At 43.8% G+C, this 25,903-nt stretch carries 16 protein-coding genes; 11 read left to right on the top strand and 5 right to left on the bottom strand.

The genetic code is table 11. The features are described from left to right. The 10 genes from A3GI_RS11475 to A3GI_RS0107005 all read left to right on the top strand — a co-directional run. Nucleotides 1-225: transposase (locus A3GI_RS11475; protein WP_018360473.1), on the top strand; the 225-nt coding region annotated here is incomplete at its 5' end. Nucleotides 226-331: 106 nt separating this feature from the next. Continuing rightward, nucleotides 332-1,105 carry an SDR family NAD(P)-dependent oxidoreductase gene (locus A3GI_RS0106965; protein ID WP_018360736.1) on the top strand — a complete coding sequence of 258 codons (774 nt, stop codon included), beginning with the start codon at nt 332-334 and terminating at the stop codon, nt 1,103-1,105. Between the two features lie 199 nt (nt 1,106-1,304). Continuing rightward, entirely contained in the window at nt 1,305-2,405 is a 1,101-nt protein-coding gene (locus A3GI_RS0106970) for a metal-dependent transcriptional regulator (protein WP_018360737.1), read from the top strand. Next, nucleotides 2,402-4,558 (top strand): ferrous iron transport protein B, encoded by a 2,157-nt coding sequence (gene feoB / locus A3GI_RS0106975; RefSeq protein WP_018360738.1) that lies wholly within the window; start codon nt 2,402-2,404, stop codon nt 4,556-4,558. The genes A3GI_RS0106970 and feoB overlap by 4 nt, the downstream gene beginning before the upstream one ends. A 21-nt stretch (nt 4,559-4,579) precedes the next feature. Next, the gene (locus tag A3GI_RS0106980; RefSeq protein ID WP_018360739.1) at nt 4,580-6,247 is read left to right on the top strand and encodes a glycosyltransferase; all 1,668 of its coding nucleotides are present in this window, start codon (nt 4,580-4,582) and stop codon (nt 6,245-6,247) included. An 82-nt stretch (nt 6,248-6,329) separates the two neighbouring features. Then, nucleotides 6,330-7,607: a serine hydroxymethyltransferase gene (glyA, locus tag A3GI_RS0106985; RefSeq protein WP_018360740.1), complete on the top strand. Its 1,278-nt coding sequence runs from the start codon at nt 6,330-6,332 to the stop codon at nt 7,605-7,607. A 105-nt stretch (nt 7,608-7,712) separates the two neighbouring features. Further along, the gene (locus A3GI_RS0106990; RefSeq protein ID WP_018360741.1) at nt 7,713-10,058 is read left to right on the top strand and encodes a family 20 glycosylhydrolase; all 2,346 of its coding nucleotides are present in this window, start codon (nt 7,713-7,715) and stop codon (nt 10,056-10,058) included. A gap of 562 nt (nt 10,059-10,620) precedes the next feature. Continuing rightward, nucleotides 10,621-13,476, top strand: a complete 2,856-nt coding sequence (gene uvrA / locus A3GI_RS0106995) for an excinuclease ABC subunit UvrA (protein ID WP_018360742.1) — start codon at nt 10,621-10,623, stop codon at nt 13,474-13,476. Continuing rightward, on the top strand, nt 13,469-14,887 hold the full coding sequence (locus A3GI_RS0107000) for an SWIM zinc finger family protein (protein WP_018360743.1): 1,419 nt from the start codon (nt 13,469-13,471) through the stop codon (nt 14,885-14,887). The genes uvrA and A3GI_RS0107000 overlap by 8 nt, the downstream gene beginning before the upstream one ends. A 2-nt stretch (nt 14,888-14,889) precedes the next feature. Beyond that, on the top strand, nt 14,890-17,235 hold the full coding sequence (locus A3GI_RS0107005) for an ATP-dependent helicase (RefSeq protein ID WP_018360744.1): 2,346 nt from the start codon (nt 14,890-14,892) through the stop codon (nt 17,233-17,235). Nucleotides 17,236-17,362: 127 nt separating this feature from the next. Here A3GI_RS0107005 and A3GI_RS0107010 read toward each other — a convergent pair whose 3' ends face one another. The 5 genes from A3GI_RS0107010 to A3GI_RS0107030 all read right to left on the bottom strand — a co-directional run bounded on the left by A3GI_RS0107010 (nt 17,363) and on the right by A3GI_RS0107030 (nt 24,140). After that, nucleotides 17,363-19,414: a M13 family metallopeptidase gene (locus A3GI_RS0107010; RefSeq protein ID WP_018360745.1), complete on the bottom strand. Its 2,052-nt coding sequence runs from the start codon at nt 19,412-19,414 to the stop codon at nt 17,363-17,365. 60 nt (nt 19,415-19,474) lie between these two features. Next, nucleotides 19,475-20,380, bottom strand: a complete 906-nt coding sequence (locus A3GI_RS0107015; protein WP_018360746.1) for a glycosyltransferase family protein — start codon at nt 20,378-20,380, stop codon at nt 19,475-19,477. Nucleotides 20,381-20,496: 116 nt separating this feature from the next. After that, nucleotides 20,497-21,216, bottom strand: coding sequence for a tRNA1(Val) (adenine(37)-N6)-methyltransferase (locus tag A3GI_RS0107020; RefSeq protein WP_018360747.1), 720 nt, complete (start codon nt 21,214-21,216; stop codon nt 20,497-20,499). 34 nt (nt 21,217-21,250) lie between these two features. Next, the gene (locus A3GI_RS0107025) at nt 21,251-22,930 is read right to left on the bottom strand and encodes a putative transporter (RefSeq protein ID WP_018360748.1); all 1,680 of its coding nucleotides are present in this window, start codon (nt 22,928-22,930) and stop codon (nt 21,251-21,253) included. Nucleotides 22,931-23,174: 244 nt separating this feature from the next. Further along, nucleotides 23,175-24,140 (bottom strand): cation diffusion facilitator family transporter, encoded by a 966-nt coding sequence (locus A3GI_RS0107030; RefSeq protein WP_018360749.1) that lies wholly within the window; start codon nt 24,138-24,140, stop codon nt 23,175-23,177. 548 nt (nt 24,141-24,688) lie between these two features. On the opposite strand from A3GI_RS0107030, the gene A3GI_RS0107035 reads away from it, so the two are divergent. After that, the gene (locus tag A3GI_RS0107035) at nt 24,689-25,891 is read left to right on the top strand and encodes a saccharopine dehydrogenase family protein (RefSeq protein ID WP_018360750.1); all 1,203 of its coding nucleotides are present in this window, start codon (nt 24,689-24,691) and stop codon (nt 25,889-25,891) included. The last annotated feature ends 12 nt before the right edge of the window (nt 25,892-25,903 follow it).

A 25,903-nucleotide genomic window follows, 5' to 3' on the forward strand; every position in this document is an offset into this window, starting at 1 on the left:
AACATGGGGTATCGGCGTTTCAGACATATGGGCTTAGAGCAGGTCAAGATGGACTTCGCCTTTCTAGCTATGGCCTTTAATCTGAAGAAACTATGTGCTAAGGTTGCTCGAAAGGCGAAAAACACTCCCAAAAGACCTATATCAACCCTCAATCTCGGCCTCATGCGCTTCCACCTCCTCGAAAAACACAAAAATATCCCTCAAAGGCTAAAACCGGTGGCTTAACCAACCACAAACCAAAACTAAAAGGAGCTGCGCCAAAATTCATTTTGACACAGCCCCTTTTTTATATTTGACTGTTCATACAATAATTAACCCACTCTTAAACCAAATGAATACGACACATAAACCCATAGCCCTGATTACCGGGGCGACTTCCGGCATAGGGCTTGCCACTGCATACAAATTATCCGAATTGGGATATAACCTGATTATCACAGGAAGACGGAAAGACCGTATAGATGATATTACCCGTCAACTTATATCAAAAGGAACAGATGTTTTGCCTCTCATTTTTGACGTAAGAGATCCGCAAGCCGTAGCAAAATCGTTGGGAGATTTGCCCGAACCGTGGGAGCATATAGAAGTGCTGGTAAATAATGCCGGCCTGGCTGCCGGCCTGGAGCCAATACAGGAAGGCTTGTTGGACGATTGGGAGCGGATGATCGATACCAATATCAAAGGATTGCTGTATGTTACCCGCACGGTCAGTCCCGGTATGATCAAACGCGGCAAAGGGCACATCTTCAATATCGGTTCGATTGCCGGAAAAGAGGTTTACCCGAACGGTAACGTGTACTGCGCCACGAAGCATGCGGTAGATGCTCTGTCGCAAGCTATGCGTATCGATATGCTCCCGTACGGTATCAAAGTCACACAGATATGCCCGGGAGCCGTAGAAACAGAATTTTCTCTGATACGTTTTCACAATGACCGGAACAAAGCCGACGCAGTCTACAAAGGTTTCACCCCGCTCAAAGGAGAAGACATTGCCGAATGTATTGCTTCGGCATTAACTTTACCGGCAAATATCTGCATCAACGACATGGTGGTTATGCCCGTGGCACAGGCAAACAGCAGGAATTTCTTCAAAAAAGAAGTGTAGTTTGTCAGCAAGGGAATACAGATAAAACTAAAAATAAGAAAAAGCAGTGGGTATCGATACGCTTGCTGCTTTTTCTCTATCCGCTCCGCATCCAAAGAAAATGTTCTAACAGTTATCCGACGATTTCTCAATAAGAAGTATGAAGTTGTTATATTTGTATTCAATATTTATATTATATCCATACCATCAGCCTGCAGTTATGAGTTGGATTATCATTACGGCCATCATCATTATTTTGGCTCTTTGGTGGTTAATAAACAGCACCAATACTCCAAAATCCGGGATAAAATCTTCGGCTGAAAAAATCTCCGTACAAGGTCCCTTGAAACATATACGCTCTCAGAAAAAACGAGAGCGTTTGGAGGATATCATAAAAGATCTCTATCACGAAATTGCCGCCGGGCATGAGGAAACAAAACCGATTATCGACTCTTTGTCTCAAAAGCTGGGCGTGAAAGTTCAGAAACTAAACAAAGACATCGATATCCTGCGTGAGGCAGGGTTCGTTTCATCTTCATCTTTAGAACTCACATCCCAGGGAAAAGAATATGCGTTAGGATTGATACGCAAACACCGACTTTACGAACGATATCTGGCAGAACACTCGGGTTATAGCCCTGCAGAATGGCACAAGGTCGCCCATCAAATGGAGCACAGGGTCAATCTGAACGAACTGAGAGTCATATCGGAGAAATTACACAATCCGCAAATCGACCCGCACGGAGATCCTATTCCGTCCAATGAAAATACAAACATTGAACCTGAAAACGGGTTAAATATAGAGGAGCTGAAACCTAACGAATATCTGCGCATTCTCCATCTGGACGATGCCAATGCCGAAATATTGAGCAAACTGGCAGGCATCGGTCTCTTTCCGGGAGCTTTGATACGCATTATCTCGAACAACAAGGACAAGGGTATCGGCTTTCTCTTTCAGGGAGAAATTTTCAACATAACGAAAAGAGAAGCAATGTCTCTGACTTTTATACATCCAAGTGTATTGCCTCAAAGCAATATGCCTGATATATACGGCGCGTTCTTGCCGGATGCCGTCAAAAGGCTGACAAGTCTACCGAAAGACAAAAGTGCCGTAATCTGCGGTATAGATGTAAATTGCAGAGGATCTGCAAGAAGACGACTTCTGGATCTCGGCTTCGTAAGAGGCAGTAAAGTCTCTATTTACCTCCAAAGCCCGTTGGGCAATCCGAATGCATATCTGATCAGAGGCTCAGGCATAGCTCTGAGGTATGATCAGGCAAGACATATTCTTATAGACCCGCAATCTCTGAATCCTCTATGACAAAAGACAATGATAAAAAACTCTCTCAGAGCGAAAAAAGAACGGTTTCGGGTAAATTGAAACAAAGACATCAGGATAACGTCGAAGCACGTTATCAAATAGCTCTGGCAGGCAATCCGAATACCGGAAAAAGTACCGTTTTCAATGCCCTGACCGGTCTTAAACAGCACACCGGTAACTGGCCGGGAAAAACTGTGGGACGAGCAGAAGGAGCTTTCGATTATAACGGTGCCACATATTCGATTGTGGATTTACCGGGGACATACTCTCTCCTTTCGACGTCGGAGGATGAAGAAATTGCGCGAGATCACATCCTCTTCGGTAAGCCTGATGTAACCGTTATTGTGGCGGATGCCATGCGACTGGAACGCAATCTGAACCTTGTGCTTCAGATTTTAGAGATAACCAATAAAGTTGTCCTTTGCGTCAATCTTATGGACGAAGCCAAAAGGAACGGAATCAAAGTGGATTTGGAAAAACTCTCTAAAATCCTTGGGGTTCCGGTCGTTGGCACAAGTGCCCGTTCGGGTAAAGGCATATCCGAACTACTAAAAACAATCGAACAGATTGCTACTCAAAGTGTAGCTTGCATCCCCCACAGTATAGGGGGATTGCCCGCAGAAGCTGAGAGAGTCGTCTCGGCTCTGACACAGTCCATCATGGAAAAGAACCCCGGAGTGCCAAACAGCAGATGGATTGCTTTCAGAATGATCGAAGGGGATAAGGCTGTTTTGAAACAATATGCTGCCGATGAAGAACTGAAAGAAGAGGCGAAAAAGGCTGCACAAAGCATCGGGGATGGTTTCCACGACCGTTTATCCGAATTTATCTATGCAGACGTTGCAAAAATATGTGCACAGATTATACGTGCAGAAGACGGAAAGAAAAGTTCCGTTTCAATGGATCAGAGAATAGATCGTATCGTTACGAGTAAAAAGTGGGGATTCCCGATTATGGTGTTTTTACTTGGCATCGTATTATGGCTAACCATTATCGGCTCCAACTATCCATCAGCCTGGTTGAGCGATATTTTGGTCGGTACGATTCATCCCTGGCTAAAAACGGGGGCATTATCAGCAGGTATGAATAGCTGGATTGCAGGATTACTGATAGACGGAGTATATCTTTCTACCGCATGGGTCGTTTCAGTAATGTTGCCCCCGATGGCTATTTTCTTTCCATTGTTCACATTATTGGAAGACTTCGGTTACCTGCCACGTGTTGCCTTTAATCTGGACGAATTATTCAGACGCTCGGGCGCCCATGGCAAACAAGCCCTGACGATGAGTATGGGATTCGGTTGTAATGCTGCAGGCGTTGTGGCTACGCGCATCATAGACAGCCCGAGAGAGAGACTGATAGCCATTATTACAAATAATTTTTCTCTCTGCAATGGCCGCTGGCCTACGCAAATCATGATTGCGTCCATCTTTTTGGGAGCTATCGTACCACAAACATGGAGCGGTCTGGTAAGTGTGGGAGCAGTTATAACCATAGCTTTATTGGGCATCGGATTCATGTTCCTGTCATCGTGGATACTGTCCCGAACCGTACTGAAAGGCGAAGTTTCCACTTTCAATCTGGAACTGCCCCCCTACCGTCCCCCGCAATTCTGGCAAACAATCTATACTTCTCTGATAGATCGCACGTTGATTGTTCTTTGGCGTGCCATTATCTTTGCCGCACCCGCCGGGGCTTTTATCTGGCTTTCGTGCAACATCGGCATAAACGGTACGAGTATAGCCGAACATCTGATAAATCTGCTCGAATATCCCGGATGGTTAATGGGACTTAACGGCATTGTCTTACTGGCCTATATTTTGGCCATACCGGCCAATGAGATTGTTATCCCCACAGTACTGATGCTGACTGTTTTGGCTGCAGGAATACCCGTGGATGTCGAAAGCGGAGTTATGATAGACGCCGATAATATCAACCAAACCAAAGCTTTATTATTGGCCGGAGGGTGGACTACTTTGACAGGAGTCAATCTCATGCTCTTTTCTCTTTTGCACAACCCCTGCAGCACAACCATCTACACTATATATAAGGAAACAGGTAGCAGAAAATGGACTGCTGTTGCCACTTTCATGCCTCTCATCATGGGGGTTCTGATAACTGTGATAGTGGCTTTCGTATGGCGATTATTTTAACAAAATCAAAACTTTTGAACGATGATTTTAGAAACAAGCTGGGAGGTCTGTAACAAAATAGGCGGCATTTATACCGTTTTAAGTACAAGAGCACGTCAAATGACAGAAATCCACGGAGAAAAGGTGATTTTTCTCGGCCCCTACCATACCGATGAAGATTCTCTGCCGGATGATTTTATCCCTGAATGCCCGACCATGCTAAAAGAATGGATGGGAAAAAAGGCCTGTACGCTGAAAACACCGGTTATTGCAGGGCGATGGGATGTGCCGGGTAAGCCGGCAGCTATTTTGATAGACTTCAAACCGATATGGGAAGATAAGGCTTCCATATACTTTCAGATATGGGAAAAATATGGCATTCAACCGGAAAAAGGTTACGGCGATTACGATGAAACATCGCTCTTCAGCGTAGCGGCTGCAAGGGTAATGCACAGTCTTTACAATTACCTTCATCAATCTTACCCCGAAAAGTGGATTGCCATCTTCAATGAATGGCAAACAGCCATGGGATTGCTATACACGAAAAAACACTGTCCGGATTTAGGAACGATGTTTATAACCCATGCGACAACTGTGGGACGCTCGATTGCCGGCAATGGTAAAGCCCTCTATGCTTATATGGACAAATATAATGGCGACCAGATGGCTCAGGAACTGAATGTGGAAGCCAAGCACGCGGTAGAAAAGAAAGCGGCGCATGAGGCAGACTGCTTTTCCTCGGTCAGCGATCTCACGGCCATAGAGTGCGGACAATTGCTGGACAAAATACCGGATGTGATCACCCCCAACGGATTTGAACCGGACTTCGTACCTCAAGGAGCGGATTATACGAAAAAACGAAATCTGGCAAGAAAAAACCTCCTGGATGTAACAAACAGACTAACAGGATGCAAAATAGATGAAAAGAATGTTTTCTTCATCGCTCTGGGTGGCCGGTACGAATATCGCAATAAAGGCATCGACGTATATCTTGATGCGCTGAATCGTTACAAAGAGAAATACGATGGAGAAAAACAGGTTATCGCTTTCGTGCTGGTGCCCGGATGGGTTGCCGAACCGAGAGCAGATCTCAAATATTTGATAACCAACAAAAGAAAGCCCTATGCAGAACCGCTGCAATATCCCGTACTTACACACTGGCTGCACGAGATGGATAAAGACAAGGTGATCAATCAACTTTCCCGACTCGGTATAAATAACCTCTCCGAAAACAAACTGAAAGTATTCTTTGTACCATGCTATCTGAACGGACAGGACGGTATCTTCAATGAAACGTATTACGACTTGCTGATCGGTGCAGATCTGACCGTATTCCCGTCTTATTACGAACCCTGGGGATATACACCGCTGGAAAGTATTGCTTTCGGCATTCCCACCATTACGACAAATCTGTCGGGTTTCGGGCTATGGGCAATAAAAGAAAAAGAAACGCACCCTGAAAAAGCTTTGACAAATGCCGTTCAGGTAGTGGAACGCAAGGATTTTGAAGAATCGTTATCTGTAGAAACCATTGCCGATCATATTCATAACTATGTATCCGGCATATACGGTACGCCTGAAAAGCTGAAAGAAGAAAGCCAACGTTTCGCAGGCTGTGCAGAATGGAAAAAGTTTTATACCCACTACCAAAAAGCTTATGATTTTATAAACAACCGGCGAAACGAACGGAAGAACGAAGGTATAAAATAAAGCTATTTCGCTATCTTTGTCAGGATACATAAACAAAAAGAATTACTGAGAATAAAAAACATAACATCTTAAACTAATTAAAATGAAAGATTCAGCAATCTTTAATCTGATTGAAAAAGAGCACAAACGCCAGTCAAAAGGCATCGAGTTAATCGCTTCGGAAAACTTCGTGAGCGAACAGGTTATGCAGGCCATGGGCAGCTGCCTAACGAATAAATACGCAGAAGGATACCCTGCTCACCGTTATTACGGCGGTTGCGAAGTGGTGGACGAAGTAGAAAATCTGGCTATCGAACGCCTGAAAAAACTATTCGGAGCCGAATACGCAAATGTTCAGCCTCACAGTGGAGCTCAAGCCAACATGGCCGTGCTTCTGTGTTGCCTAAACCCCGGAGATAAGTTCATGGGATTGAATCTGGCACACGGCGGCCACCTGTCTCACGGTTCTCCTGTAAACAGTTCCGGTCTGATTTATACCCCTGTTGCATACAACCTGCGTGAAGACACCGGTATGGTGGATTACGATGAAATGGAGAAAATTGCCCGCATCGAAAAGCCTAAACTGATTATCGGCGGTGGCTCGGCATATTCCCGTGAATGGGACTACAAACGTATGCGCAAGCTGGCGGATGAGATCGGCGCCATTTTATTGGTAGACATGGCCCACCCGGCAGGTCTTATTGCTGCCGGTTTGCTGGAAAACCCCGTTAAGTATGCACACATCGTAACTTCTACCACTCACAAAACTCTCCGTGGCCCCAGAGGAGGTATCATCCTGATGGGTAAAGATTTTGAAAACCCGTGGGGTAAAAAGACTCCGAAGGGCGAAATCAGAATGATGTCTGCTCTGTTGAACTCGGCAGTATTCCCCGGCGTACAGGGAGGACCGCTGGAGCATGTAATCGCAGCCAAGGCAGTCGCTTTCGGTGAAGCATTGGAGCCTTCGTTCAAAGAATATCAGGTACAGGTTAAGAAAAATGCCGCAGCATTGGCTCAGGCATTTATCAAACGCGGTTATAAAATCATTTCTGACGGTACGGACAACCACAGTATGCTCATCGACTTCCGTCCCAAATTCCCCGAACTGACAGGTAAAGTGGCAGAAAAAGCTTTGGTGCTGGCCGATATCACGGTAAATAAAAATATGGTTCCATTCGACTCTCGTTCTGCTTTCCAAACATCCGGTATGCGCGTAGGTACACCTGCCATTACCACCCGCGGTGTGAAAGAGGATATGATGGAAACCATCGTCGAACTGATCGATCGCGTACTCCACGCACCCGAAGATGAAAATGTTATAGCTACTGTCAGAGGTGAGGTTAACGAGCTTATGAGCAAGTTCCCCATCTTTGCATGGTAAATAATTCGGTTATAGCTCAGGTTATAACTCATACTTTTATCCCGGGGCGTATCGGCTTAAACTGTTGATGCGCCCCTTTCTCTTTATTTTATAAAATCAAAACAAATGAATGTAAGGACTATTTTAACTACATTTTATGCAGTTCTCTTCGTTTTCGTTGCTTTTTCATGTAAAGCTCCGAAAACAAAAACACTCCCCGTATACGATCAGGGGGTACACGTTATCCCCGTACCGATGGAACTGACCAAGGTCGAAGGTGAAAAACCTTTCGTTTTAGGGAAGTCAACCTCTTTTGTGGTTAATGGAGAAGAAGCTAAAACCATTGCTGAATTTATTGTTGCTAAGATGCGCAAATCCACCGGTCTCGAGCTTTCGGTTCGAGAGGGAGACAAAGCTCCCAAAGGCGGTATCTATTTAGCTCTGGATGCAAATTTGGAACTGAAAAACGAAGGTTACACATTACATTCGACACACAATAGTGTTCAAATCATCGGGAAGACAGCCCACGGCCTGTGGAATGGCGTAATGACGCTGCTCCAACTGTTGCCGGCCGAAATCGAAAGCCCGAACAGAATTGACACCATCTTATGGGAGATGCCTGCCGTTTCCATTAAAGACGAGCCTCGCTTCGAATACAGAGGCGTACACCTCGATCCCTCACGTCACTTCCTGACCATAGAGGATGTAAAACGCCAGATAGACGTAATCGCCCTGTTCAAAATAAACAGACTGCACTGGCACTTGACTGACGACCAGGGCTGGCGTATAGAAATCAAAAAATATCCCAAGCTGACGGAAATCGGCTCTAAACGCATCGAAGGAGACGGTACAGAATATGGCGGCTTCTATACGCAGGAAGATATCAAAGAAGTTGTAGAGTATGCACAGAAACATTTCATCACCATTGTACCCGAAATAGAGATGCCGGGGCATGCAATGGCTGCACTGACGGCATATCCCGAACTGGCTTGCTTCCCGCGCGAATTCAAAGTGCGCAATATTTGGGGTGTCGAGCCCGATGTTTATTGCGCCGGAAAAGAAGAAGTTTTTGCTTTCATTGAAGATGTCATCGCAGAAGTGGCTCCCCTTTTCCCCGGCGAATATTTCCATATCGGCGGAGACGAGTGTCCGAAAGATCGCTGGGAAGTTTGTCCGAACTGCAAAAAACGCATGCAGGAAGAAAAACTGAAAAACACGCACGAACTCCAAAGTTATTTCGTTCAGAGAGCCGGAAAAATACTGGAAAAACATGGTAAGCGAATGATCGGTTGGGATGAAATACTCGAAGGCGGATTGGCTCCTTCGGCAACCGTTATGAGTTGGAGAGGCGAAGACGGCGGCATCGAAGCGGCCAACATGAACCATAATGTTATCATGACTCCTAACAGCGGAGGCTTGTATATCGATCATTATCAAGGCGATTCCAAAATAGAACCGGTTGCTATCGGCGGTTATTCCACACTCAGCAAAGTTTACAGCTACGAACCGTTGCCTGAAAAACTGAATGCCGAAAAGCATCAGTACATCATGGGAGCACAGTGCAATTTGTGGAGCGAATATTTCTATACCACCCCGATTATGGAATATCGCGCCTATCCCAGAGCCATTGCTTTAGCTGAAGTAACCTGGTCTGCGAAAAAGAACAAAGACTTCGAAAACTTCTGCAAACGTCTTGATAATGCTTTTGTTCGACTGGATCATCACAAAGTGAATTATCACATACCTCTACCCGAACAACCTAATGGATCCATCAACTTTGTTGCTTTCATAGACGAGACCAAGCTGGAGCTCAAAACAACGCGCCCTGTCAAAATGGTTTATGCCTTAGGTGAAGAGGAGTTGACAGCCAACAGTACCGAATACACAGAGCCGATTGCCATTAAGGAAAATACGATTGTTAAAACGGCATCGGTGCTCCCAAGCGGCAAACTCAGCGAGGTAAGAACGATAACCTTTGAGAAACAGCAACCGGCAGCCTCTGTAGAAGTAGAGAACAAGAAACCCGGTCTGCACACTCAAACGATTATGGGAGATTTCTACACGGCAATGGACATTCCGGAAAACAGTAAGGGAACGGAAGGTGTCATCAAAGGACTTAATGAACTCATCAACGATGGTATGAAAAACTCCATAGATGAAGTAAAACGTAAAGCTGTTATTGCCACCGGATATGTTATGATTCCCAAAGATGGCGTTTATTACTTCAGCACAAACAACGATCAATTCTGGATCGATGGGGTAAAACTGATTGACAACGGAGATGAAGTAAAGAAGTTCAGCCGTCACGACAGCAGTCGTGCTCTCAAAGCCGGTTTGCATCCCATTAAAATCGTTTGGGTGGGAGCCATAACAGGCGGATGGCCGACTTATTGGAATGACGGTTCGGTTTCATTCAAGATGGCATCGGATAAAGATTATACGAAGATCGGCAACGATATGCTGTTTTTCTAAGAAATACATTCTTTTTTAACAAAAAGGCTGTGGCATTAAATTGCTGCAGCCTTTTTGTTTTGTCCTGAAAACGCCTTTCCTCCCATAGGACAATAAGCTCAGGAAGTTTTTCAAAAATCTTTTGCCTGATGGTTGAAAATTCTCTGCCTGACGGATTTTTATTCAAGTTAACTTCGTTGAAAATCCTTTGCGCTAAGAATTTTCAACCATCAGGCAGAGAATTTCCGTATCCTGTTTTAACTAAAACCCGCTTATTACCTTGTTGAATATCTAAAAGCATAAAGACAGACAGATAACCGCACTTAAAAGCCGGATATCTTTCCCATAGATGAGGTCTGAAAAAAGCTCTTTGAGAAGCATTCTCATCGAATGAAAAAGTAAGATGAAACAGAAAGACAATAACCTTTAACAGGTATTGAATACATGGCCTTACGTCGAATTAACATAAAAATAGTATCGTAATATATCTGATATAGGTTTTATTACTAAATTTATTAGAAAATAATGGAGCATTTATTACCCTGTTCATAAATTCTGTATATTTTTTTATTTTACACGAATTATGCAATCTATTGAAGTCTATGGTGCCAAAGTGCACAATCTGAAAAATATATCCGTAACCATTCCACGCTATTCTCTGACGGTTATCACCGGTATGAGCGGTAGCGGGAAATCCAGTTTGGCGTTCGATACACTGTTTTCCGAAGGACAACGACGATATATAGACACATTCGGAGCCTATGCTCGCGGATTTCTGGGCGGAGGGATGGAAAGACCCGATGTGGAAGAAATCAATGGATTAGGACCGGTTATTTCAATAGAACAAAAAACGACAAATCGCAATCCCAGATCGACCGTCGGCACGGTAACCGAAATCTACGACTATTTCAGATTGCTTTATGCCCGTGCAGGAATTGCCTACTCCTGGAAAACAGGATTACCTATGGTCAAATATACCGAAACGGAAATTCTGGAAACCATCTGCAAACACTTCGATAAAAAGAAAGTGAGAATTATGGCTCCGGTCGTCAAGCAGCGAAAAGGACACTATAAGGAACTGTTCGAGCGTTTGAGAAAAAAAGGTTATCTGACAGTTAATGTAGACGGAGAAATACAGGAGATTGTCCACGGAATGAAACTGGATCGTTACAAAATCCACAGCGTGGATGTACAGATCGACAAACTGACGGTTAACGAGGCAAACCGGACACGATTGGGCGAAAGCCTCCGCATGGCTATGCGTGAAGGCGACGGGGTTATGCTGGTGGCAGATATGGACACTGCCGAATCCCGTTTTTACAGCAGATCTCTGATGTGCCCCGAAACAGGTCTTTCGTACAGTGACCCTGCTCCACATAATTTTTCTTTCAACAACCCCAACGGATATTGTCATAAATGTAAAGGTTTAGGAGAAGTAAGCATCATCGACATAGACAGTATCATCCCCAATAAAAAACTAAGTATCTATCAGGGAGGTATAGAACCTTTGGGACGCTATAAGAACTCTATGATCTTTTGGCAATTGGATGCTTTGTGCGAGAGTTACGGAAAATCGCTTAAAGATCCTATTGAAGAGTTGCCGGAAGAATTGATAGACGACATCATCAATGGCAGCTCTGAAAAGTTAATCCTGAAAGCAGACAGTCTGGGGGGCAGTTCATTCCCATCCACATTCAATGGTATAGGAAACTATATCGTACAACTGGCAGAAAGCTCCGAATCCTCTGCAACAGCTGAGAAATGGGCGCTGAAATTCATGAAAACGCAGCCATGCCCCGAGTGCAATGGATACCGGCTGAACAAAGAAGCGCTTCATTATCTCATCGATGGAAAAAATATCGGAGAAATAAGCCGATGGGATTTCAACAACCTGAGGGCATGGCTCGAAAACATAGAGCAAAGACTCAGCACAAAGCAGGCAGCCATAGCAACCGAAGTTCTGAAAGAAATACGCACGCGCATCGACTTTCTGCTGGATGTAGGATTGGGATATTTGACCATGAACAGAACAGCCGAAAGCCTTTCGGGAGGCGAAAGTCAACGTATTCGATTAGCAACTCAAATCGGAGCCCAGTTGGTGGAAGTTTTATATATACTGGACGAACCGAGCATCGGGCTCCACCCTGTCGACAACATGCGTCTGCTGCACTCGCTGAAAAATCTCCGGAATATCGGCAATACGGTTATCGTAGTGGAGCATGACAGAGACATGATGCTCAATGCCGACTATCTGATCGATATGGGACCTGAAGCCGGAAGACTGGGAGGAGAAGTGGTATTTGCCGGTAATCCGAAAGAGTTAGACAAAGCAAAAACGCTGACGGCGGACTATCTTAATGATATTAAGATGATTGCCGTACCGCAAACGAGAAGAAGAGGAAACGGAAAAACCCTTACATTGACAGGAGCCTCGGGAAATAATCTGAAGAACGTTACGCTAAACATCCCGCTCGGCACATTTATCTGTGTAACAGGCGTTTCCGGAAGTGGAAAAAGCTCTCTGATAAACAACACTTTATATCCTGCAATCAGCCAAAAACTGTATAACTCATTACAGGACCCGCTTCCTTACTCGAGTTTATCCGGTCTTGAAAATATCGATAAAATCGTATCGATAGACCAATCGCCCATAGGACGTACACCACGTAGCAACCCGGCCACTTATACCGGTCTTTTTACCGATATCAGAAATATTTTCGTTTCTCTGCCGGAGAGCAGGCAACGAGGATACAAACCGGGGCGTTTTTCTTTCAATGTAAAAGGCGGACGATGTGAAGAGTGTAAAGGAAACGGGTATAAAAAACTGGAAATGAATTTCCTTCCGGATGTATATACCCCCTGTGAAGTGTGCCGGGGAAAAAGATACAATCGTGAAACGTTGGAAGTTCGTTATAAAGGGAAATCCATTGCAGACATTCTGGATATGACAATCAACAAGGCGATTGATTTTTTTGAGAATGTACCTGCAATTCTCAAGAAACTAACGGTTCTAAAAGAAGTCGGTTTAGGTTATATCAAATTGGGACAGCCTTCCAGCACCTTATCCGGCGGTGAAAGCCAGAGAGTAAAACTTGCTTCGGAATTGAGTAAAAAAGATACCGGCAAAACTTTATATGTTCTGGATGAACCGACTACAGGTTTGCACTTCGAAGACATCCGCATGTTGCTCAAAATTCTGAACAGGCTTGTAGACAGAAACAATACGGTTATCGTAATCGAACACAATTTGGATGTAATCAAATGTGCAGACCATATCATCGACATCGGACCGGAAGGAGGAGAAAAAGGCGGGAAAATTATTTTTAACGGAACGCCGGAAGAACTTATACACTGCACAAAAAGCCTGACAGCTCCTTTTGTAAAAGAAGAATTGGAAAGAATTCAAAAGTTGACTAATAATCGTGAAAAATATGAATAAAGAAAACAAACTATCGAACAAAATCTGCCCCGATGGAATGACCATAGAGGAATGGCAGATAGCGCTAAGGCGAGAAAATGCCCTGGAATCGAAATTCGACGTTCAACACCTGGATGACAACCGTATCTGGGGCGATTATATGGTTACAAGCAATAACGGCAGATATCGTGTGGCTTTCAGAGGCGTTTTGAGCGACAGGAACTTTTGCTCCTGTCTGGATTTCAGAACAAACGGATTGGGAACATGTAAACATCTGGAAGCCGTAACTCTCTATCTGCAAGAGCATGTAGACGGCTACCCTTGGGCCGGGATGCAGTATAGCCCGCCTTACTCATCCATATACGTAAGTTATAAAGGCGGACGATCTATTAAGTTCAGAATCGGAGAAACACAACAGAAAGATTTCTTGCGCCTGGCAGAGTACTACTTTGACGAAAACTATATTTTGCCTGAAAACAAGTACGATTTGCTACCCGAAATTGTGTCGAGAGCACAAGCCATATCAAACACATTTCGCTGTTACGACGATGTCTACGAGGTTGTGGAAAGCCAGCTGATAAAGAGAAAATGGGAAAAGCAGATTACAGATAAATATCCGGAGCATAGAGTTCCTCTGCTGCGTACCACTCTTGAGTTGGCCGAGAATCACTCCATCACTCAAGAGCTGGAGTCCGAATTATATAAAATCATATTCAACGGTTTCGGCTTAATCGTTTCCCCGCCCGAACAATATTTTCCTTTATTCATCCTAAGACTGGCCGAAGTAATCCTTGCCCACTCATCGGGTAATAAATACGGCCTGATTATTCTTGAAAATGATGCACATGTGAAAGAATGGACAAGTTTCAAGAAATTTTTTCCCGGCATGGAAAATCAGGCCGAAATCATTACCGTATCCGAATTTACAAACCGGGTAACAGCCGGTTTAATGAGTGCGGAATTCGTTTATATAGACAAAGCAAATTGCCTGAAAGAATGGAGAGACCCTCTCTCAATGGGTATAAAAAGGATGTCCATAGATCACCTTTATATGCACATAGAAACAATGGCCTATCTGACTCCTGTTCAGCTAAGTTCGATACTGCAACATATCAGTCCCTTTATCATCGGACCGTTTTACAAGTTCATACATACTTACAGACCTATATTCCCATTAAAAGACAACGGGTCTAACCTACCCCCGGAAACACGGCACACGATATTTCCGATTAACTCGGGTGTTATAAAAAATATCGAACAGGTAGCTATACCTCACATATTAGGAATAAATAACATCATAAGTTCGATCGAGAAAAAGATTGAAAAAAGCCCGGATCAAAAAGTCCTTTCTTTATTTAAAAGTTTACAGGATGTTATCGAAGACCCCGCAGCTCTGGAAATCCTTAGAGAGAAACTGAGTTCTATTAAATAAAAATGAATACTTTTTACCCCTCATATATAGAAGAGTTAGACGAAGCACAAAAAGAAGCCGTCCTTTACGATGGAGGCCCTGCGCTGGTTATTGCAGGTGCAGGAAGCGGAAAGACCCGTGTACTGGTGGCCAAGGTACTCCACTTAATAGATTTGGGGTATGCTCCCTCTCAAATAATGGCTCTGACCTTTACCAATAAAGCAGCCCGGGAAATGAGGGCACGCATATATACCCATGCCGGAGCAGCAGCCCGCCAGGTCATGATGGGTACTTTCCACTCTGTTTTTTCACGAATATTGCGTACTTATGCCGATCGTTTGGGGTATCAGGCATCATTCTCCATTTACGATACGACCGATAGTAAGAACCTGGTAAAAGCGATTATCAAAAGATTAGAACTTGACGATAAAACATATAAACCGAATGTCGTAGCAAACCGGATTTCGAACGCGAAAAACAGGCTACTATCACCACAGGCTTACCTTTCGAATAAAGAAATTTCCATCTACAATACGCAGTCTCATGTACCGCGTATCGGTGAAATCTACGTAATATATCAGGAGGAGTTGAAGAAAAACAATTCCATGGACTTTGACGACCTGTTATTTCAAACCAATATTTTGCTCAGAGATCATCCGGACGTATTGCAGGAAGTTAAACGACACACAGGCTATTTGCTCATCGACGAATATCAGGATACGAACTTTGCTCAGTACATGATCGCACGCCAAATTATGGGTGAAACGGGAAATATCTTTGTGGTTGGAGACGATGCCCAAAGCATCTACTCTTTCAGGGGGGCAAACATCAGTAACATCCTGACTTTTCAGCAAACATTCAAAGGAACGAAACTTTTCAAGCTGGAACAAAACTATCGCTCCACTCAAACGATCGTGCAAGTGGCAAATTCCCTGATCAGCCACAATGAAGCCCAAATACCGAAAGAAATCTATTCCGAAAATGAAACGGGGGAACTGATCCAAATACACGAAGCTCTGACAGCCGATGCAGAAGCGGAATGGGCTGCCGACTGCATCAAACGAGAAGCCGGTAAAGGTTTGCCTTTTTCCGAATGTACTGTTTTATACCGCACGAATGCCCAAAGTCGCATTATCGAGCAGGAATTCAGGCGTATGCGTATCCCCTTCAGAATATACGGCGGACATGCTTTTTTCGACTATAAAGAGATAAAAGATGTTATCGCCTATCTGAAACTCGCCGTAAACCCTTCTGACAACGAGGCTTACAGCAGGGTAATAAACTATCCGCGCAGGGGTATTGGCGATGTTACGATCAATCGATTAAAAGAAACTGCAACGAATCAAAACCGATCTCTTTACGAACAAACCTCCTCGGAAAACATTTCACAAGTTCCGGTAAATGCAGCTACAGCCAAAAAACTTACGGCATTTCATGAACTGATTAGAAATTTTGTGGACAAGGCTTCCGAAGAGATCTCTTTCTCTGAAATAGCACGGAATATCATCTCGGAAAGTGGTGTGGCAGCAGATATATTGGGCGATAACACACCGGAGGGATTAAAACGTCAGGAAAATTTCAAGGAGTTACTTAACAGCATAGACGAATACCAGGTTAAGATAACAGAAAACGAGCAGGTGCCAAGCCTTCAGAATTATCTGTCGGAAGTGGCTTTGATGACGGATCAGGACACACAGCAGGCCGACCAAAAAGATGTTGTCACTTTAATGACAATACATTCGGCCAAAGGGCTGGAATTCGACCATGTTTATATTTTAGGACTGGAAGAGCAATTATTCCCATCGGCTTTGTGCACGACGCCACCGGAATTGGAAGAGGAAAGACGTCTTTTCTATGTGGCTATAACCCGCGCAAGAAAAAAGTGCCGTATTTGTTATGCCAGACAACGGTATAGAAACGGTTCTTTGGAAATTATGAGACCAAGCCGCTTCCTGGGAGAACTGAGTCCCACGCTAATCGAACGCACAAGAGACAGTATGATAGACCCGTACGGAACGATGCGAGGATCTCCGCACAGCAGAAAACACGGAGATTTTCTACCAACAGATTTCCCTCAGGCAGCTTCGGACAAATACCTGCAAAATTTCGATAAAAAATCGCCCTCCAAAAGCCCCGGTCGTTCCGGGCAAAAAATACATGTAGGTACCAGAAGCGAGCATGACACGCTACGTTCGTATGACTCTATAGGCAGCTTGAATGTGGGAGATACCGTTATGCACAATAAATTCGGGATAGGTACAATCAATGCTTTGGAGGGAGAAGGAGATAATGCGCGGGCAACAGTAAACTTCAATGAATACGGTATAAAGAAAATGATGCTGAAGTTTGCAAAGCTCAGTAAATTATAACGGACCTCAATAACAAAGATTTCCATTCGAAATCTCATCATACTGAATGAAACAGAGGCTGCCCGCAAAAAGTGAGCAGCCTCTATCATATACTTAAATTAGAACTTATGCCTCGGAAAGGAATCAATTACCAAATGACAACTCTTTCTTCCGGGGCAAGATACATTTTATCTTCCGGCTGAATATTGAAAGCCTTATAAAAATCTTCAACATTTCTCAAGGTAGCATTCACACGCCACATTCCGAGACTGTGAACATCCAGTTTGGTTAAGCGGAGTATCTCTTCCTTTCGGATATTTTGTCCCCAAATCCTTGCATACGCAATATAGAATCTTTGAGCAGGCGTAAATCCGTCAATCGGTTCTATTTCTTTGCCTTTCAGTGCATTTTGGAGTGCTGCATAGGAGATCAACAATCCACCCTGATCTGCAATATTTTCACCCAAAGTAAGCGCACCATCGGCATGTACATCATCGGCTACGATAATCTGATTGAACTGATTAACCAGAACCTTGGTAGATTCTTCAAACTTCTTGCTATCCTCATCGGTCCACCAGTTATTCAGATCGCCTTTCTTGTCGAAATTACGTCCCTGATCATCAAATCCGTGTGTCATCTCGTGACCGATAACCACACCGATAGCACCATAATTAACCGCATCATCGGCATCCACATTGAAGAACGGAGGTTGCAAAATACCGGCCGGGAAACAGATTTCATTCGTGCTGGGATTGTAATAGGCATTCACGGTCTGCGGGTTCATCAACCATTCATCACGGTCTACTTTTTGACCAAGACGTTTGATGTTGTCTTCCTGCCAATAAGCCTTGGCTGCTTTGAGATTCTCTATGTAACTCTTGCCGGCGTCTATATCCATCGAAGAGAAGTCTCTCCAAGTGTCCGGATAACCTATCTTAACAACAAAACTGGCTAACTTCTCAAGAGCTTTCTCCTTAGTGGCACCGGTCATCCATGTCAAACTTTCGATGCGCTCCTTAAGAGCTACTTGCAGATTTCCAACGAGGTCTAACATACGTTGTTTGGCTTCGGGTGAAAAATATTTCTCCACATAAACTTTTCCGAGAGCCTGTCCCAAAATACCTTCCACAAGACCGACGCTACGCTCCCAACGTGGCTTCATTTCTTCCTGCCCTCTCAACCTCTTGCTGTAAAAATCAAAACTTGCCTGAGCAAAATCGTCACTCAAAAAACCGGTATTGTCGTCAATATAACTTGCCAGCAACCAGTCTTTCAACTCTTCGATACCCACCTTCTTATACCAAACGGCAAATTCCTTAAAGAAATCGAGTTGGGCTACATTCAAACTGTCGAGTTTCAATTCCCGTTCATCAAAATAAAGCTTCCAGTCAAAATCGGCCTGCTTGTCGATCAACTCTGAAAGTTTAAGCATATTATAGTTACGGTATGTGTCGCGTAACTCCTGACTGCTATAAGAAAACTGAGCTAACTGTTTTTGAACTTTGAGATTGTTTTCCGCAACTCTCTTGGCCATGGCATCGTCATAACCGGCCATCTTCACGATTTTCTCTATATAAGCGGTATAGTCTTTCAATATACTCTCATTCTCCGGAGTCTTTTGAACGTAGTAATCACGATTTCCCAAACTTAAACCCGTTTGAGAAATATGAAATACATTCAAATCACTGTTTTTTGCATCTGCATAAACATAAGATCCGAAAAGTGTACCGTATCCTTCGTTATCGCGATCCGCAGCATATTTTATGATTTCAACCTTATCTTTCAGCTCAGACAATTCTTTCAAATGATCCATAATGGGTTTAGCACCAAGTTGATTTCTGGTGGTACTGTCCATTGCCTGACGGTAGAGTACTGCAATACGATACTCGTCAGTACCTTTTGAAAAGTCGGATTTTGCAAGATTTTCCACGATCTGATGAATACGAGCCGTGCTGGTATCTCTCAAAATATCGAAAGAGCCGAATCTGCTGTACGCCGGTTTAAGAGGGTTATTTTTAATCCAGTTGCCATTGGCATACATATAAAAGTCATCTTGTGGTCTGATGGTTGTATCCATAGCTGTCAAATCTATGGCCGGAACAACCGTGCGGTCTGCCGTCTCTTTTTTTGCATTACCGCCACACGCTCCCAAAAGCAAAACAGCCCCCAGGGCAGATACAGTAAAGATTGTTTTTTTCATTGGTTTTATAGTTTGAAGTTAAACTCATCCGCCATCGGAAGAATGTGCGGACAGTCGCCATTAAAAAAGTTTTTTCGGATATTCGCCCGCCTCTACCAATCGGTTCAGCTTTTCTACCACTCCGGGTCTGTCATCGGCATAAGTAACACCGAACCATTTGGAAGGAGTGTCCAATACTTTACAGGTAGCTGTTCCTTCGTTAATCAGATTATTCACCACCAACGGAATATAAAACTCTCCCTTAGGTTCGTCAATATGTTTTTTAAGGAAATCCACAAACATCCTTGTGCTGTGCTCGAAATAATCCGGAGTAAAGCCCCACATATTCATAGATACCGGTGTATTCTCCTCAAGATGTCGTTCACGTCCGTTCTCATCCTTGAAACTGATTACACCCTCCTTATTCCTTTCGATTGCAGTACGCTCGACTACGCCGGTCAGGAATCCTTTCTCATTAACTTCGCAAACTCCGCGTGCCACGGTGCCGCTCTCGCTCAACGTATTGCCTACACGATACCCTACCATGCAGTATTCGTTTTTATGCCCTTCAAGCCTTTTCAATTCATTGGCCAGCACTTCAAAACTCTCCCGCCCGTAGAAATCGTCCGCATTGATTACGGCAAAAGGTTCATCGATCACACCCTCGGCCATCATCACGGCATGATTGGTTCCCCACGGCTTCTCACGCCCCTCCGGGCAAACAAAACCTTCCGGAAGATTATCCAAGTCTTGAAAAACGATAGAAACAGGAATAAGGTCTTTATATTTAGAAACTATTTTATCAAGAAAATCTCTTTCGAAAGAACGTCTGATTACAAAAACGACACGACCAAATCCGCACCGGACAGCATCATAAATAGAATAGTCCATAATCGTTTCTCCGCTCGGCCCCACGCCATCCAATTGTTTAAGACTTCCGTAACGGCTACCCATACCGGCAGCCAACACATATAAAGTTGGTTTCATAATAATTTATTATTCTAAATATCAATGGATTCTAATTAGATACAAAGATAATTAATTGATATTTGTTTGTCTTAACCATATAAGATAAACATCCGAAACTTCAGGCTTTGAGGCTCTTATTTTATATAGAGCTCCTTAACTAAATCATGATATTCCTTTGTCCGTCTGCCCGTCTCATCTGTCAGAAAAAGAGTTTCTTCAACCTGTATGGGAGGTAATTCCACAAGAGGAGCAAGTACGCAAATCATTCTTTTAGGTATATCCGAAGCAGACGTATAGACCCAACAAACTTTTTCAAGTCCCAAACCATTGAGAACAGCATATTGTCTCATCTCTTCCAACCTGTCTGCCGGAAGGATAAGGTTAATACGCCCATGCAATTTAAGCAGTTTACGGCTTTGTTTTAAGAAAAGCCCCAAAGGCATGCTTTCATCGTGGCGTGCTATGGCTCTATTCCTCTCAGGAGCAGAAATACCGCAGGAAAAATACGGCGGATTACTGACAATTAAATCGAATTTTCGGAAAGATGCCGGCAACTCCAGGAAATCGGCACATACAACATGTATTCGATCCTTAAATAGAGACAAAGCGACATTCTCTGCAGCTTCTTCTGCTGCACTCCGGTCTATTTCGACAGCGGTAATGTGTGCCCCGGCATATCTCTGAGCCAGACATAAGGCTATAAGCCCTGTTCCTGTTCCTACGTCAAGGATGTCGCATATTTCACACGGAGCTTTTACCCAAGCCCCGAGCAATACACCATCCATGCCCACTTTCATGGCATTGTGCTCTTGCTTGACGCTAAAATGCCTGAATGTAAAGCTGTTTTTCCTCATCGATGCGGAAAAGGATTTTGCCGGTATCGCTTATTTATGCGACACAGTAAAGCAAAATGAGCAACTGGGCTGTAATCACCCTCATAAACATAGTCAAAGGATAAACCGTGGCATATCCGATCATGGGTGCGCCGTTCTGAGACGTGACATTTGCATAGGCCAAAGCAGGAGGATCGGTAGTACTCCCGGCCAAAAGTCCCATCAACGTGTAATAGTTGATCTTCAAAATCTTAACAGCCACAATCCCCATAATCAATAAAGGAAGAACGGTAATGACCACGCCATAACCGACCCAGACCCAACCGCCATTGTTAAGGGTTTCCACAAAAGTACCTCCGGCATTCAGCCCCACACATGCAAGGAAAAGCGTGATACCGATTTCCCGCAACATTTTATTGGCACTCTGGGTCGTATAAGTAACGATGTGGCAAGTATGCCCGAAACGCCCCATTATGATGGCCACAATGAGAGGACCGCCGGCCAACCCTAATTTAACGGACTGCGGTACGCCCGGCACATCAAACGGAATGCTGCCTAAAAGAATACCCAAAGCTATACCGAAGAAAATACTGATCAAATTAGGTTCGTGAAGGTGTTTGACAGAGTCTCCGAGTATCTGTTTTATCTTCGGCATGGCAGCTTCACTGCCGACTACGGTAAGCTTATCGCCCAATTGCAGCGGCATATTAGGTGTGGCCACCAAATCTATACCGGCTCTGTTTACACGGGTTATATTCACCCCTTCCAACTGACGAAGTTTCAGGTTACCGAGTTTTTTACCGTTCAACTCCTTATTAGTGATAACGAAACGGTTACTGATCAGCTTTGAGTCGGTCGGTATCCACATTTTCCGGTCCAGATCCATTTCTTCTCCCACAAAACTTTTCAGAAACTCATGATCCTGCTCCGTGGTGATAACAAAAATACGGTCTCCATCATGCAGTACGGTTTGGGAAGAAGCTACGGTAATTTTATTGGTTTGAATATTCCAGTGACGAGAAATGACGAATGAATAATTCGAAAGATTCTTATTCATCTGCGCTATGCTCTGCCCGAAAAGAGAAGGGTTCTTGACAACCAGAGACAATGCTATGGCAGACTGTGCAGAATCTTCATCCTCGTTTTCGAGTTTTCTCTGTTCTTCCTTTAGATTGATGCGAAGGATATAACGTAAAACGATCGTTGTCATAATGATACCGATAACTCCCAAAGGATAGGCCACGGCATACCCCATAGCAATACTGGGATTCATGGAGCCCATTACATCGGAATAAGCCTGCTGGGCTGCACCCAATCCGGGGGTATTTGTCACGGCGCCACTCAGTACGCCAACCATAGTTGCCATATCCACACCCGTAACATAATGCAGCGCAATGGTGGTAAATACACCAAGAAATACAACCCCCAACGCCGTAAGATTAAGCTTAAGACCTCCTTTTTTCAATGAGGAGAAGAAACCGGGGCCGACTTGCAATCCTACAGAATAAACAAAGAGTATCAACCCGAATTCCTGAAACAGATGTAATAATTCCGGGTTCATGGTCATCCCCAAATGACTGAATAGAATGCCGGCAAATAAAACAAACGTAACGCCCAACGATATCCCGAAAATACGAATACGACCCATCAAAATACCAATGGATATCGTCATTGCCAATAAAAAAATAGAATGGGCTGTTCCCGTGCCCATAAAAAGATTTGTAAACCAATCCATAAGATCAGATTTTATTTATGCCTTGTATAAAATAATGGTATTATCTTCTTCCAATAATGGATTATAAATTTAACAGTCAACAACGGTCATATAGCTCAGAATCGAAATCCCGCAATGAGACAGAATCACCGCTAACCGTATCCAAAGGTAATAAATATATAGTAGTGGCTAAAAAAGACAGAGCATCGCTATCGCTCTGAAAAGATTGAGAGAATATAAAAATGGTTTGAAAGAGAATAAAGAGTTAACAGTTTTCCATATGACAGCTGTAACCCATCGGATCCATTTCTATGGTGGCGTGTTTAAGCCCGAACGCTGTCAGTCGCTCTCTCACTTTTTCTTTCAATTCGAATAAATGTACGGGAGTCGATATAGCATTGCTGTCATACACCACATGAATGGTTATGATATGGTTTTCCCCGTCCAAAGTCCACAAGTGTATATCATGCAAACTGATAACATGTTCGATCTCCTGTATTTCGCCAACAATTTTATCGACATCCACATCCGAAGGAATCCCCTGTAACAAAATCTTAAAAGAATCCCGGATATTGAAATAAACATTGTAAAGAATCCATGCCGTAATGCCCAAAGACAATAAAGGATCTAAAATCGGGACATTCCAAAAGAGCATAACGATGCTGACAATCAGCACGGCAATCCAGCCAAGCAAATCCTCCAGCATATGCAATCTGACAGAGCGTTCATTCAAAGAGTGGCTACCGCTCAGCCTGAAAGCAGCAAAACCATTGACCAAAACTCCAACAACAGCCAAAATAACCATCCCCTGTACGTTCGGTTCCTTCGGAGCCATCAATCGCTGAATACTGGCATATATAACAAATACGGAACCTATGATAAGAACACTTGAAATGAAAATGGCACCCAACAGGGAAAATCTTTTATAACCATAGCTGTAATGGCTATCTCTGCCCTTTTTAGCCAGATGTTCCAGCCTCCAGGCAACGCCCAAAGAAATCGAATCGCCGAAATCATGCAGAGCATCGCTAAGGATAGCTATACTTCCGGTCAGAATGCCTCCGATAAGTTCGATTAAAGCAAATCCCAGATTCAGAAAGAATGCCAGTAAAATATTTCCCTCCGTATTGTGTGTGTGGTGATGGTGACCATGATGATGCCCATGATGGTGATGAGCATGATGAGCGCAATGAGCATGATCGTCATGAATATGTTTTCTGTTGCTACCCATATAACTAACCTCCGTTTATCGTTGGATAAACAAATTTATGCAAACAATCTCATCCATTCCCTATTATTCATCCGATATGTACCACAAATACCTACTGTTAATTAGAGAGATAAGACTGCATGGATAACCGTCCATACTTCCCGGATTTCAAAAGATTGATTCCATGTCGATATCGTGGGCTTCATACCGGGAGTTTCCCCGTTCATCAAATAAATCTAATCCGGAAGAAGAAAGCAACTCTGACACAGCCTTTTAGAAGTAGGAGAAATTTTCTGCCTGATGGTTGAAAATTCTTTGCCTGACGGATTTTTAACCAAGTTAACTTGGATTTTTTTTCTTTGCCTGAAGAATTTTCAACCATCAGGCAGAGAATTTTCGCTCTATGTAAAATGAGGTAATTTTATCGTTTTCCTGAAAGCCGATTGGGTTTAATAATCTGTAAATTAGCTTTAACTTTGTAAATGGAATAATATGCCAAGGTATGTATGAAAAATCCGGTGTATGGCATATTTCTTTTATGAAAATCAAACTAAAAGTAAATAAATAGTATGGGAAGAGTCCTGATAATCGGTGCCGGAGGTGTTGGCACCGTGGTAGCCAAAAAAGTGGCGATGAATGCGGATGTTTTTACAGACATCATGCTGGCAAGCCGAACAAAAAGTAAATGCGACAAGCTGGCCAAAGAAATCGAAAAGCAGTTGGGAGTAAAAATAGCCACAGCAGCAGTGGATGCAGACAATGTACCGGAGTTGACCGAATTGATGAAAAGCTTCAAACCGGATCTCTGCATCAACGTGGCTCTGCCCTATCAGGACCTGCACATCATGGATGCCTGTTTGCTGGCAGGCGTGAACTATCTGGATACGGCAAACTACGAACCTCTGGATGAGGCTAAATACGAATACAGCTGGCAATGGGCTTATCAGGACAGATTTAAGGAAGCCGGCCTAACCGCAATTCTGGGTTGCGGTTTCGACCCGGGAGTAACCAGTGTCTTCACAGCACATGCAGCCAAACATCATTTCGACGAAATCCACTATCTGGATATTGTGGACTGCAACGGCGGCGACCATCACAAGGCTTTTGCCACGAACTTCAATCCGGAAATCAATATCCGCGAAATTACTCAGAAAGGCAAATATTACGAAAATGGCCGATGGATCGAAACCGAGCCTCAGGAAATCCATAAGGGACTGACCTACCCCAACATCGGAGAACGGGAAAGCTATCTGCTCTATCATGAAGAGTTGGAAAGCCTGGTTAAAAACTTCCCTACCATCAAACGCGCACGCTTCTGGATGACATTCGGCCAGGAATATCTGACCCATCTGCGCGTGATGCAAAATATCGGTATGACACGTATCGATCCGATCATGTACAACGGTATGGAGATCGTACCCATCCAATTCCTCAAAGCAGTATTGCCCGACCCGGGAGATTTGGGTGAAAATTACTCGGGAGAAACCAGCATCGGTTGCAGAATACGCGGCATCAAAAATGGCAAAGAACACACTTATTATATATGGAACAACTGTAGCCATGAAGCTGCATATAAAGAAACAGGGGCACAGGGTGTAAGCTATACGACCGGCGTCCCCGCCACCATCGGGGCCATGATGTTTATGAAAGGGTTATGGCGTAGACCGGGCGTCTTTAATGTGGAAGAGTTCGACCCGGATCCGTTTATGGCCGAATTGCCCAAACAGGGATTGCCCTGGCATGAAGCCCACGATATCGACATAGAATTATAACATACCAAACCA

The organism is Porphyromonas macacae DSM 20710 = JCM 13914, assembly GCF_000379945.1.
GTDB lineage: Bacteria > Bacteroidota > Bacteroidia > Bacteroidales > Porphyromonadaceae > Porphyromonas > Porphyromonas macacae.

Excerpts from the sequence above, each read along its gene's own strand:
- A3GI_RS0107025 (WP_018360748.1), bottom strand. The coding sequence starts at position 22,930 with ATGGATTGGTTTACAAATCTTTTTATGGGCACGGGAACAGCCCATTCT.
- A3GI_RS0107030 (WP_018360749.1), bottom strand. The coding sequence starts at position 24,140 with ATGGGTAGCAACAGAAAACATATTCATGACGATCATGCTCATTGCGCT.
- A3GI_RS0107020 (WP_018360747.1), bottom strand. The coding sequence starts at position 21,216 with ATGAGGAAAAACAGCTTTACATTCAGGCATTTTAGCGTCAAGCAAGAG.
- A3GI_RS0106970 (WP_018360737.1), top strand. The coding sequence starts at position 1,305 with ATGAGTTGGATTATCATTACGGCCATCATCATTATTTTGGCTCTTTGG.
- A3GI_RS0106990 (WP_018360741.1), top strand. The coding sequence starts at position 7,713 with ATGAATGTAAGGACTATTTTAACTACATTTTATGCAGTTCTCTTCGTT.
- A3GI_RS0106980 (WP_018360739.1), top strand. The coding sequence starts at position 4,580 with ATGATTTTAGAAACAAGCTGGGAGGTCTGTAACAAAATAGGCGGCATT.
- A3GI_RS0107000 (WP_018360743.1), top strand. The coding sequence starts at position 13,469 with ATGAATAAAGAAAACAAACTATCGAACAAAATCTGCCCCGATGGAATG.
- uvrA (WP_018360742.1), top strand. The coding sequence starts at position 10,621 with ATGCAATCTATTGAAGTCTATGGTGCCAAAGTGCACAATCTGAAAAAT.
- A3GI_RS0106965 (WP_018360736.1), top strand. The coding sequence starts at position 332 with ATGAATACGACACATAAACCCATAGCCCTGATTACCGGGGCGACTTCC.
- A3GI_RS0107005 (WP_018360744.1), top strand. The coding sequence starts at position 14,890 with ATGAATACTTTTTACCCCTCATATATAGAAGAGTTAGACGAAGCACAA.
- glyA (WP_018360740.1), top strand. The coding sequence starts at position 6,330 with ATGAAAGATTCAGCAATCTTTAATCTGATTGAAAAAGAGCACAAACGC.
- feoB (WP_018360738.1), top strand. The coding sequence starts at position 2,402 with ATGACAAAAGACAATGATAAAAAACTCTCTCAGAGCGAAAAAAGAACG.
- A3GI_RS0107035 (WP_018360750.1), top strand. The coding sequence starts at position 24,689 with ATGGGAAGAGTCCTGATAATCGGTGCCGGAGGTGTTGGCACCGTGGTA.
- A3GI_RS0107010 (WP_018360745.1), bottom strand. The coding sequence starts at position 19,414 with ATGAAAAAAACAATCTTTACTGTATCTGCCCTGGGGGCTGTTTTGCTT.
- A3GI_RS0107015 (WP_018360746.1), bottom strand. The coding sequence starts at position 20,380 with ATGAAACCAACTTTATATGTGTTGGCTGCCGGTATGGGTAGCCGTTAC.